The following is an 11,706-nucleotide window of genomic DNA, read 5'->3' as shown; positions in this document are numbered from 1 at the left end:
ACGTTTTAGTTCACCCGTTTCTTCTTCGGAAAAATAACTATTTATTTGATTATGCAAACTAAAGGCAAAACGTTAGCGGTAATATTAAAACTGAACGCAATGAAAATATTAATAACCCCGATAGCGCGGATTTGCAATCCGTGCCCACAAACAAATTCAACTGTCTCCTCCTAAAATAAGTTTCCATATTTACTAATGCTATGTATCGATTTACTTCAAAATCATAGCCTGTTGTGGTAAAACCTAAAAAAACGACTCATTTATAAAATAATAATCCAAATAAATGGGTTTTGTATAGTTTTTATAGCAAATAAAAAAAACAGAGCTCAGATTTTATTACTAATTTTAAAACGTAGAATAAAATGAAATAATTGAGTATCTTAACAACGTAGATTTGAAAATAGTTTTTTTATGAAGATTTTTCATGTTAGCGCCGAATGTTATCCTGCAGCAAAGGTAGGCGGACTGGCAGATGTTGTTGGCTCATTACCCAAATACCTCAATCGATTAGGTCATGATACCACCGTTGTGATTCCACATTACACCCTGCCTTTTTTTGAAGAAAATACATTCGAAAAAAGCTACGAAGGAATGCTCCAACTCGGTGGATTTGAATTTTCATTTGAAGTTTTAAAAGAACAAACCAATTCGCTAGGTTTCGAACTCTACACCATTGCCATTTCAGAACTTTTTGATAGACCTAAAATATATGCCTATGAAGACGACACGGAACGTTTTTTAAGCTTTCAAATTGCTTTCTTGAACTGGATTGTGGCGACCAAACAAAAGCCTGACAGTATTCATTGTCACGATCATCACACAGCGCTTATTCCATTCATGGTGCAAAATTGCCTAGCCTATACTACTTTAAAAAATACACCTACAATTATAACCATTCACAGTGCCCAATATCAAGGGGCATTTAATGCTGAAAAAATAAACTATCTCCCTGCATTTGACGAAACTAAATCAGGACTTTTAGAATGGAACGGTAGGATAAATCCTTTGGCTTCTGCAGTAAAATGTGCTTGGAAAATCACCACCGTTTCGCCAAGTTATCTTGATGAGATTATTACTTATGCCAATGGTTTAGAAAATTTATTGCGCTATGAACGTGAAAAATCAATTGGAATTCTCAACGGTATTGATACTGAAGTTTGGAATCCTGATAGCGACCCGATGATTCATTATAAGTATAATGACTCCAATTTTGAGCCTGGTAAAAACAAAAATAAAGAATTCCTGTGCGAACAATTCAATCTCAATTCCGAGAAACCGCTATTTGTTTTTATTGGTCGATTTGTTCCTGAAAAAGGAGCCGATTTGTTGACCGAAGCTTGTAGTACCGCATTGAATCAAAATGCAGGCGAAATCAATATTTTAATCATTGGCTCCGGCAATCCTGATATTGAAAGAAGTATTCAAGGCTTGAAAAACTTCTATTTTGGTCATTATAATTATTACATTGGTTACAATGAACAATTATCTCATCTCGCCTATGCTGGAGCCGATTTTCTTTTGATGCCTTCAAGAGTAGAGCCCTGCGGATTGAACCAAATGTATGCCCTACGCTACGGAACCATTCCCATCGTGAGAAGAATTGGAGGTTTGAAAGACACTGTCCTTGACATGGGTGATGGTGGATTTGGACTTTGTCATGATCAAACTAGCATTTACGACATCAATCATTCCATAAAACGAGCCATAGAATTATTTGGTAATCCCAAAAAAATGAATTCCCTGATAAAAGTAGGAATGGAAATTGATCATTCCTGGAATTCTGTCGCAGAAAAATATACTATACTATACAAATCCTTAATACCGTAAAAACATGAAAAAGAGCACTTTAGCCATCATTTTAGGAGGTGGGCAAGGATCAAGGTTAGCACCGCTAACAGAAAGTCGTTCTAAACCTGCAGTACCAATAGCAGGAAAATATCGATTGGTAGATATTCCAATATCCAATTGCATTAATTCTGATATTTCAAGAATGTTTGTTTTGACGCAATTCAACTCAGCTTCTTTGAATCAGCACATCAAAAACACCTATCACTTTAGCCATTTCAGCACGGCCTTTGTTGATATTTTGGCCGCCGAACAAACTCCTGATAATCCAACTTGGTTTCAAGGAACTGCAGATGCAGTTAGACAGTGTATGCAACATTTTATGAATCATAATTTTGATTATGCGTTAATTCTATCAGGTGATCAATTGTACCAAATGAACTTTAATGAAATGATTAAGGAGCACGAAAAAAGCGGTGCTTCTATTTCTATAGCGACCTTGCCTGTAACTGCAAAAGAAGCTTCTGAATTTGGTATTCTAAAAACAGATTCTGAGAATTTCATCACCTCATTTATTGAAAAACCCGCTCCAGAGTTACTACCTGACTGGACATCCGAAGTAAGTGAAGAAATGAAGACTGAAGGTAAACATTATCTAGCTTCTATGGGTATTTACATCTTCAACAGAGAATTACTTGTAGAATTAATGTCAAATCCTGATACAAAAGATTTTGGAAAAGAAATTATTCCGCAAGCCATTGGGAAACATAAAATTTTAAGTTATCAATATGAAGGCTATTGGACCGATATTGGAAATATTGATTCTTTCTTTGAGGCTAATTTGGGCTTGACCGATGATATACCAAAATTCAACCTTTTTGATAATTCAAGTAAAATCTACACCAGAGCAAGGGTTCTACCTCCTACCAAGATTACCGGAGCATCTACTTTTGACAAATCAATCGTCACTGAAGGTTGTATCATCAATGGTTGCAAGGTAGAGCATTCTGTTATAGGAATTAGAAGTAGAATTGGTTACGGTTCCACAATTACGAACTCTTACTTGATGGGTAATGATTTTTATCAAAATTTGGATGAAATCAGAACCAATATCGAACGCAATATCATCAACATTGGTATTGGTGAACGTTGCTTTATCAATAATACTATTGTAGACAAAAATTGTAGAATCGGTAACGATGTTACTCTAAATGGAGGAAAACATCTAGAAAATACCAATACTAAATTGTATACCGTAAAAGATGGAATAATTGTAGTAAAAAAGGGAGTTACGCTTCCCGACGGATTTACCGTTTGATACAAATCAATCGAATAAAAAATCCCAATAACATGAGCTATTGGGATTTTTTTTATTTTAAATGTAAATACTATTACTTCACATCCATCAATTCTACATCAAAAACTAAAGTAGCATTTGGTGGAATTACTCCTCCTGCTCCTCTCGAGCCATAACCCAAATGAGATGGAATTACAAATCGGGCTTTATCACCTACTTGTAATAACTCGATACCTTCATCCCAACCTTCAATTACATGCCCCATACCGAGAGGGAATTCGATTGGTTTCTTTCTTGCATAAGAAGAGTCAAAAACTTTTCCGTCTTCTAATTGACCTGAATAATGAACTGAAACCGTTCTGCCTTTTTCAGCTTTTTTTCCATTTCCTCTTTGAATAAATTGGTAACGCAAACCGCTTTCTGTTTTTTCGAAACCAGCAGCTAGTTTTTCCATTTTTGCTTCAGCAGCAGCACGTTCAGCAGCCTCACGTTTAGCACGAGAACCTTCAAAAACTCTAAATGCTTCAACAGCATTCCATTTTTGCGCCTCATCACCTACTCTAACAATTTCCAAACTTTCAATGATATCTCCTTGAACAATTTGGTTAACAATATCTTGTCCTTCGACTACCTGACCAAAAACAGTATGTTTGTTATCCAACCATGAAGTAGGAACATGTGTAATGAAAAACTGAGAACCATTAGTACCCGGTCCCGAATTTGCCATAGACAAAACTCCTGGCTTATCGTGTTTTAAAGTAGGATGAAACTCATCATCAAATTTATATCCTGGATCTCCAGTCCCTGTCCCTTGAGGACATCCTCCTTGAATCATAAAATCGGGAATCACTCTATGAAATTTTAATCCATCATAGTATTTTTTTCCTTGTGGTTTTACTTTATTTTCTAGATTTCCCTCAGCCAGACCTACAAAGTTTCCAACTGTCCCAGGAGTTAAATCGTGTGTTAGTTTTACTAAAATTGTACCTTTTGTGGTATTAAATTTAGCATATATTCCATTTTCCATTTGCGTTTGTTTTTAATGAAGGGCGAAATTACAAAATTAATTTTAAAATAGCTCTCGGGTTATTCGTTGATTACACTGTTTGAAAACTCGAAAACTTTGTACCTTTACCGCTTTGAAAACTAAGTCATGCGTATAGATATTATTACTGTTCTTCCTGAATTACTTCGAAGTCCTTTTGAATCTTCAATAATGAAACGGTCTATTGATAAAGGTTTAGTAGAAGTTCATATCCATAATTTAAGAGATTACACTACTAACAAACAAAAAAGTGTCGATGATTACCCTTTTGGAGGCGGTGCAGGAATGGTAATGACCATTCAACCTATTGATGCTTGTATTACTCATCTAAAAAGTGAAAGACAGTATGACGAAATAATCTACATGACGCCAGATGGAGAAACTTTGAATCAGAAGATGGCAAATACCATTTCGATGTATGAAAATATCATCATCCTCTGTGGTCATTATAAAGGAGTGGACCAAAGAGTTCGCGATCATTTTATCACCAAAGAAATTTCTATAGGCGACTATGTTTTAAGTGGTGGTGAATTAGGCGCTTTAGTTTTATCAGATGCTATCATTCGATTAATTCCAGGAGTTTTAAGTGATGAGACGTCTGCGCTTACGGATAGTTTTCAAGATAATTTATTGTCAGGTCCTATCTACACTCGACCTGCTGATTACAAAGGTTGGAAGGTTCCAGAGGTATTGACCAGCGGTAATTTTGCTAAAATTGACAAATGGAATGATGATATGGCCTATGAGCACACTAAAAAAAGAAGACCTGATTTGCTTAACAATGAATAATAAATAATTAACAATTGATAATGAGCCTATTGCATCTTAAAATAATTATCAATTATACATTGTCAATTATTAATTAATTTTTATATTTGCACCCACATTTGATTAACCTCTGGCGAAAACCGCGAATGTTGCTCGAATTTAAAACCATAATTAACATATTATCATGGCAGATTTATTAAAATTCGTTCAAGACGAATTTGTAACAAAAAAAGATTTCCCTGAATTCGGAGCTGGTGATACTATCACAGTTTACTACGAAATTAAAGAGGGTGAAAAAACAAGAACTCAGTTTTTTAAAGGAGTTGTTATTCAAAGAAGAGGTTCTGGAAATACAGAAACTTTCACTATCCGTAAAATGTCAGGTTCAGTTGGTGTAGAGCGTATCTTCCCAGTTAACTTGCCTGCTTTGCAAAAAATTGAAATCAATAAGAAAGGTCACGTTCGTAGAGCTAGAATTTTCTACTTTAGAGAACTTACTGGTAAAAAAGCAAAAATTAGAGATAAAAGAAGATAATCAATTGTCTCTCAATCATAAAAAATTCCAACACAACGTTGGAATTTTTTTTTAATATCTCTCTTAAAATTATATTTTATATAATTTAAAACTAGAAAAACAGTAATTTGATAATTTAACCTTTACTTATCAAAACAAAAGGCTAACGATTATTTTTTTACGATTACGTTTTATTATATTTGCGCTCAATATTTTATAAAAAATAAACCTCATAACTATAGCATGGCAAAAATTAAAGTAGTTAATCCAGTTGTTGAATTGGATGGAGATGAAATGACTCGAATCATTTGGTCATTCATTAAAGAAAAATTAATTCTTCCTTATTTAGAATTAGACATTAAATATTATGATTTAGGAATTGAAAGCCGTGAAGCTACCAAAGACCAAATCACAATTGATTCGGCCGAAGCCATCAAAAAATATAATGTAGGTATTAAATGTGCTACAATTACTCCAGATGAAGAACGCGTTAAAGAATTTAACCTTTCTAAAATGTGGAAATCTCCTAATGGAACCATTCGTAACATCGTTGGTGGAACCGTTTTCCGTGAACCGATTATCATGAGCAATGTCCCTCGCTATGTGCAAGGGTGGACTAAACCCATCGTTATTGGTCGTCACGCTTTTGGAGATCAATACAAAGCAACCGATACTGTTATTAAAGGAAAAGGAAAACTTACCATGACTTTTGTTTCTGACGAAGGTGAAACACAAACTTGGGAAGTGTATGACTTTAAAGGAGATGGAGTTGCAATGTCTATGTACAACACCGATGAAAGCATCTACGGATTTGCTCATTCTTCTTTTCAAATGGCATTGACTAAAAAATGGCCTCTATATCTTTCTACAAAAAACACCATTTTGAAAGCGTATGACGGACGTTTCAAAGACATCTTTGAAGAAGTGTACCAAGGACATTACAAAGCAGAATTTGAAAAATTTGGCATTACCTACGAACACCGATTAATTGATGACATGGTAGCATCTGCCATGAAATGGAGTGGCGGATTTGTTTGGGCTTGTAAAAACTATGATGGTGACGTACAATCCGATACTGTTGCACAAGGTTTTGGTTCATTAGGACTAATGACTTCTGTATTGGTAACACCAGACGGAAAAACTGTTGAAGCTGAAGCAGCTCACGGAACAGTGACACGTCACTACAGAGAGCATCAAAAAGGAAAAGCTACATCTACTAACCCAATTGCGTCTATTTTTGCATGGACAAGAGGATTAGAGCACAGAGGTAAATTAGATGGAAACCAAGAATTAATTGATTTTTGTTTGACATTAGAACAAGTGTGCATCGATACTGTTGAAAGTGGAAAAATGACTAAAGATTTAGCGATGCTTGTTAAACCAGAAGGATTGACAGCAGCTGATTATTTAACCACCGAAGGATTCTTAGCCGCTATCAAAGAAAACTTAGATGCTAAACTAGCGTAATTTTTTTAGATATATTTTATAAAGAAGGCAATTGGAAACAATTGCCTTTTTTTATAGCTAAATAAAAACTCAAAACAAAATCTAAATCTATCTTAAAAAAAGCTAAAAACAACACTATTAACCGTAACAAACTCTAATTTTGTCCGTCTTACGAATTTTAGTAAAAAGTGTAACTCTATCTATGATTTTAAAAAATATTTATTTCACGATTTGTACCTTTCTATTTTTTGGTAATGTATTTTCTCAAATTACCAATGACAGTGAACAAACAAAACAAAAATTTACGCTAAGCGGAACAGTAACTGATGCCAAAAGCAATGAAACTTTAATTGGAGTCAACCTCTTCATTCCAGAATTAAAAACAGGTGTAACCACCAATGAATATGGTTTCTACTCCATTACCATCCCTAGGGGAACCTATAAAATTCAGCTAAGTTATATTGGTTATAAAAATCAAGACAACGACATTGTTTTAGACAAAAACACAAAATATAATTTTGCTCTTTTTAATAACGAAGAACAATTACAAGAGGTAATTATCTCCGATTCTAGAAAAGCTACCGATATTAGAAAAGCTGAAATGAGCGTGAATAAACTGTCCATTTCTACCATCAAAAAGATGCCTGTAGTATTGGGTGAAGTTGATGTTTTAAAATCGCTTTTGCTCTTGCCTGGAGTTACCAATGCTGGTGAAGGCGCATCTGGTTTCAACGTTCGAGGTGGTGGTGCCGATCAGAATTTAATTCTCTTAGACGAAGCAACTATCTTCAATTCCTCACATGTCTTTGGGTTTTTCTCCGTATTTAATCCCGATGCTATTAAAGATTTAAAGTTGTACAAAGGTGGAATTCCGGCGCGTTTTGGTGGTAGAGCTTCTTCAGTATTAGATATTTACCAGAAAGACGGAAACAGCAATGATTTCCACATGAATGGTGGAATTGGTTTAATTTCTAGCCGTCTTTTAGCAGAAGGTCCAATCGTAAAAAACAAAGGTTCATTCCTTATTGGCGGAAGAGCTTCGTATGCACATTTATTTTTAAAATTATCCGAAGATCAAAAAAATAATGCTGCCTATTTTTATGATTTGAATGCTAAGTTCAGTTACAAATTAAATCCAAATAACAATCTGTATTTGTCCAGTTATTTTGGAAGAGATGTTTTTAGTTTAAACAAAAGTTTTACGAATATCTATGGAAATTCTACCTTGAATCTTAGATGGAATCACCTATTTTCTGATAAATTATTTTCCAATTTATCCTTAATTTATAGTGACTATTATTATGGTTTAGACCTAGATTTTGTTGGGTTCAAATGGGATTCTGGTATCAAGAATTATAACATAAAATACGATTTTAAAAACTATATCTCAGATAATTTCAAATTGAATTTTGGAGCAAATGCCATCTACTATGATTTCAATCCGGGAACGATTAAGCCCTCGGATGAAAATTCAGGAATTAATTTTGATCAATTAGAAAAAAAGAAAGCCTTTGAACCTGCTTTATATATTGATGCCGAGCAAGAGCTGTCAAAAAAATTAGCTTTAACTTACGGACTGCGTTACAGTTTGTTCTACCGATTGGGTCAATCTAATGTAAATATTTATGCAAATGACAATCCCGTCCTTTTTAATACTGCCCTTCAGATTTATGAAAAAGCGACTCCAATAGACTCCAAATTTTACGGAAAAAATAAAACTATTGCCCATTTCGATAATTTAGAACCGAGAGCAGCACTAGCCTATCAACTTGATGACAAACAATCTATAAAATTGAGTTACAATAGAATGGTACAGTATTTACAACTTATTTCCAACACCTCATCACCAACACCACTCGATGTTTGGACGCCAAGCGATAACTTTATAAAACCTCAAATTGCAGATCAAGTCGCCCTAGGCTATTTCAGGAATTTCCTTGACGACATGTACTCTTTAGAAATTGAAACCTATTATAAAAAAGTAAAAAACAGACTCGATTATATAGATGGAGCGAATTTAATTGCTAACGATGCTATTGAACAAGTTATACTTAATGGTCGTCTAAGATCGTATGGTTTGGAACTCATGCTACGAAAAAATGAAGGCAGATTCAATGGCTGGGTATCCTATACATTATCCAAATCTGAACAACAAACACCGGGAAGAACAACTGAAGAATCAGGAATAAATAATGGAGAATGGTACAATTCCGTTTATGACAAATTACATAATGTTGCTGTCACTGGAAACTATAACTTAAATAAAAAATGGAGTTTTGGAGCTAATTTTATTTTACAATCGGGACAACCTGTTACCTACCCTAATAATTTTTATGAATATCTAAAAATTAATGTTCCTAGTTATGGATTACGAAATGAAAACCGTCTACCAGCCTACCATCATTTAGACATTTCAGCTACATTAACACCTCATAAAAACGAAAACAGAAACTGGAAATCAGAATGGGTTTTCAGCATTTACAATCTTTATAACAGACAGAATGCGGCTTCCATTAACTTTAGACAAAATGCCGATACGGGAATTAATGAAGCGGTGCGAACTTCCATTTTCGGTATGGTTCCTGCTGTTAGTTATAACTTTAAATTTTAATTGTCATGAAAAAAATATATTTAACCATACTACTTATAACAAATCTATTTTTCTTGAGTTGTGAAGAGGTCGTCGATGTTGATTTGAATACTGCTCCGCCAAAACTAGTCATCGAAGCTGCTATTAATTGGCAAAAGGGAACCTCCGGAAACGATCAAAAAATTAAACTAAGTACAACTACAGATTATTTTAGCACTACAATTCCTAAGGTTTCTGGAGCTACTGTTTTTATCACAAATAGCAAAAATATAGTTTTCAATTTTATAGAAAAGCCAAACACTGGCGAATATAGCTGCACCAACTTTGCACCCATACTGAACGAAACCTACACGCTTACCGTTATTTATAAAGGAGAAACCTTTACCGCTCAAGAAACATTATTACCTGTTGCCCCAATTGAAAGTATTGCACAAAATAATGAAGGCGGTTTTACAGGAAAAGACATAGAAATTAAATGTTTTTATAGTGACCCCGCTAATGTTGACAATTTCTATCTATACAAATACAAATATTCTTCTCAAGTGAAGTTTGATTATTATGTTGATGATGACACCTATTTTCAAGGGAATACTTTCTTTAGCCTATCGCAAAATGATGAATTAAAAATAGGAGATGAAATTGAGATTACCCATTTTGGTATATCTAAAGAATATTACAATTACATGAGTATTTTATTGAGTATTGCAGGTAATAATGGCGGAGGTCCTTTTCAGTCTCCTCCAGCAACAGTAAGGGGAAATATCATTAATACCTCTAACCCGTCAAATTATGCGCTTGGATATTTTAGTTTGAGTGAAATGGATACTAAAAATTACACTATTGAATGAGTAGCCATTTTCTAGTAAGCATTTGAACCGACCGAATGAATCCCTATATTTGTTGTTTATAATTCTATACCATTATGTCCTCTCATCACATCGTTCGTGACGATCAAGAACCTGCTTTAATCATTGCAAACGGCGCCTCGTGTAATGAGGAACTCTTAGGGCAATTATTAGAATGGTCTCCCCTTGTCGTCGTATTAGATTCTGCGATAGAAAGGGTAATTGATTTGAATATTAAGGTAGATGTGGTTTTAGGTGATTTTGACAGGGATTTCAATCCATACGAATTGCTACAATCACAATATCCTATAGAAATTGTTCATACTCCAGACCAAAACAAAACCGATTTAGAAAAAGCATTTGATTATCTGATAGAAAGAAAAATTCCTGCTGTAAATGTAGTTTGGGCAACAGGAAAACGTGCCGATCATACCATTACGAATTTAACAACCATTGTCAGATACAGAGACCTACTTAAGATTGTAATTCTAGACAATCATTCAAAAGTATTTGTGTTGCCAAAAAAGTTCGAAAAATGGTACCCAGCCGATACTATTATTTCTTTAATTCCAATTGGTCATGTCAGCGGAATTCACTCTGAAAATTTGTTTTATCCCCTAAAGGATGACAGCCTTACTATTGGCTATAGAACAGGTAGTAGCAATCATGTTGCTCAAGACGGAATTGTAAAAATTGAGCACAAAGAAGGTGATTTATTGTTGATGGAATGTATTGACTAAATTATTCTTTTACTACGATTATAGTCGCTTTAAAACCTGTGGCTAAATTCCATTGATTGGCAGAAACGAGTTGTCCTTTATCATCATAAACTTGAAATTCAGCTGTGTTGGGTCCAGAGTAACCCTGATTTAGAGCCTCAAAATCTATTTTGTTAAAACCTTTTTCTAATCCTAGCTCTAATCCTTTAAAACTTCCGTCTAAAAAAACTCGAGGAACCACTACTTTATCATTTACTAAAACTCTTATCTCATCTCCATCGACTTCTCCAAAATCGCGATAACTAATTTTTACATAAGCTGATTTACTTTTGAAATCTCCTAAATATTGATCTTTTCGGAATATTTTAGATTCATCTTCACCTTCTTTTCTGTTCCATTTTTCTTTATAAATATCTCCAGGATTCTTAAAATCATTAGGATTTGTAAACTGTAAGGTATTGGTTTCCAAAATAGATTTTGGAGTTGTTGTTTCAGGTTTCGAATTCAATTTAAAAACGGAAGCCGAAGGAGTTGTAGGTGGCAAACTTAGACTAGAACCCAAGGGAGCAAACGAACCCGACTTGTTGAGAAACTCACTCTGAGCTACACCGTTTAAAGAAAAACCGATTAATATAAAAATCGAGAATAACCCTCTCATAATATCATGTTCTTTACTATATTTCATACAATGTATCTC

At 34.3% G+C, this 11,706-nt stretch carries 10 protein-coding genes; 8 read left to right on the top strand and 2 right to left on the bottom strand.

The features are described from left to right. Positions 1-411: 411 nt before the first annotated feature. Together AC23L6_RS11595 and AC23L6_RS11590 are read left to right on the top strand one after the other, a co-directional pair. Entirely contained in the window at positions 412-1,827 is a 1,416-nt protein-coding gene (locus AC23L6_RS11595) for a glycogen synthase (protein WP_487562489.1), read from the top strand. 4 nt (positions 1,828-1,831) lie between these two features. After that, complete coding sequence (locus AC23L6_RS11590; RefSeq protein WP_487562490.1) at positions 1,832-3,103, top strand: glucose-1-phosphate adenylyltransferase; 1,272 nt, start codon at positions 1,832-1,834, stop codon at positions 3,101-3,103. A 73-nt stretch (positions 3,104-3,176) separates the two neighbouring features. Here AC23L6_RS11590 and AC23L6_RS11585 read toward each other — a convergent pair whose 3' ends face one another. After that, the gene (locus tag AC23L6_RS11585; RefSeq protein WP_487562491.1) at positions 3,177-4,109 is read right to left on the bottom strand and encodes a peptidylprolyl isomerase; all 933 of its coding nucleotides are present in this window, start codon (positions 4,107-4,109) and stop codon (positions 3,177-3,179) included. A 126-nt stretch (positions 4,110-4,235) separates the two neighbouring features. Here AC23L6_RS11585 and trmD point away from each other — a divergent pair, with 126 nt between their 5' ends. The 6 genes from trmD to AC23L6_RS11555 all read left to right on the top strand — a co-directional run bounded on the left by trmD (position 4,236) and on the right by AC23L6_RS11555 (position 11,030). Next, complete coding sequence (trmD, locus tag AC23L6_RS11580; RefSeq protein WP_487562492.1) at positions 4,236-4,916, top strand: tRNA (guanosine(37)-N1)-methyltransferase TrmD; 681 nt, start codon at positions 4,236-4,238, stop codon at positions 4,914-4,916. 163 nt (positions 4,917-5,079) lie between these two features. Further along, positions 5,080-5,430, top strand: coding sequence for a 50S ribosomal protein L19 (rplS, locus tag AC23L6_RS11575; RefSeq protein ID WP_487562493.1), 351 nt, complete (start codon positions 5,080-5,082; stop codon positions 5,428-5,430). A gap of 222 nt (positions 5,431-5,652) precedes the next feature. Beyond that, on the top strand, positions 5,653-6,876 hold the full coding sequence (locus AC23L6_RS11570; protein WP_487562494.1) for an NADP-dependent isocitrate dehydrogenase: 1,224 nt from the start codon (positions 5,653-5,655) through the stop codon (positions 6,874-6,876). Between the two features lie 181 nt (positions 6,877-7,057). Then, positions 7,058-9,466, top strand: a complete 2,409-nt coding sequence (locus tag AC23L6_RS11565; RefSeq protein WP_487562495.1) for a TonB-dependent receptor — start codon at positions 7,058-7,060, stop codon at positions 9,464-9,466. A 5-nt stretch (positions 9,467-9,471) separates the two neighbouring features. Next, a complete protein-coding gene (locus tag AC23L6_RS11560) occupies positions 9,472-10,293 on the top strand; it encodes a DUF4249 domain-containing protein (RefSeq protein ID WP_487562496.1) in 822 nt (273 codons plus the stop codon). 74 nt (positions 10,294-10,367) lie between these two features. Next, positions 10,368-11,030, top strand: a complete 663-nt coding sequence (locus AC23L6_RS11555; RefSeq protein ID WP_487562497.1) for a thiamine diphosphokinase — start codon at positions 10,368-10,370, stop codon at positions 11,028-11,030. A 1-nt stretch (position 11,031) separates the two neighbouring features. Here AC23L6_RS11555 and AC23L6_RS11550 read toward each other — a convergent pair whose 3' ends face one another. After that, positions 11,032-11,694 carry a hypothetical protein gene (locus AC23L6_RS11550; protein WP_487562498.1) on the bottom strand — a complete coding sequence of 221 codons (663 nt, stop codon included), beginning with the start codon at positions 11,692-11,694 and terminating at the stop codon, positions 11,032-11,034. Positions 11,695-11,706: the final 12 nt, after the last annotated feature.

This window comes from Flavobacterium sp. R1_16, assembly GCF_057652095.1.
Note: the sequence above shows the minus strand (reverse complement) of the source record. Positions and strands in the feature narration are given on the sequence as shown.

Bases quoted from the DNA above. Each gene is read 5' to 3' on its own strand.
- AC23L6_RS11595 (WP_487562489.1), top strand. From the start codon at position 412: ATGAAGATTTTTCATGTTAGCGCCGAATGTTATCCTGCAGCAAAGGTA.
- AC23L6_RS11590 (WP_487562490.1), top strand. From the start codon at position 1,832: ATGAAAAAGAGCACTTTAGCCATCATTTTAGGAGGTGGGCAAGGATCA.
- AC23L6_RS11585 (WP_487562491.1), bottom strand. From the start codon at position 4,109: ATGGAAAATGGAATATATGCTAAATTTAATACCACAAAAGGTACAATT.
- trmD (WP_487562492.1), top strand. From the start codon at position 4,236: ATGCGTATAGATATTATTACTGTTCTTCCTGAATTACTTCGAAGTCCT.
- rplS (WP_487562493.1), top strand. From the start codon at position 5,080: ATGGCAGATTTATTAAAATTCGTTCAAGACGAATTTGTAACAAAAAAA.
- AC23L6_RS11570 (WP_487562494.1), top strand. From the start codon at position 5,653: ATGGCAAAAATTAAAGTAGTTAATCCAGTTGTTGAATTGGATGGAGAT.
- AC23L6_RS11565 (WP_487562495.1), top strand. From the start codon at position 7,058: ATGATTTTAAAAAATATTTATTTCACGATTTGTACCTTTCTATTTTTT.
- AC23L6_RS11560 (WP_487562496.1), top strand. From the start codon at position 9,472: ATGAAAAAAATATATTTAACCATACTACTTATAACAAATCTATTTTTC.
- AC23L6_RS11555 (WP_487562497.1), top strand. From the start codon at position 10,368: ATGTCCTCTCATCACATCGTTCGTGACGATCAAGAACCTGCTTTAATC.
- AC23L6_RS11550 (WP_487562498.1), bottom strand. From the start codon at position 11,694: ATGAAATATAGTAAAGAACATGATATTATGAGAGGGTTATTCTCGATT.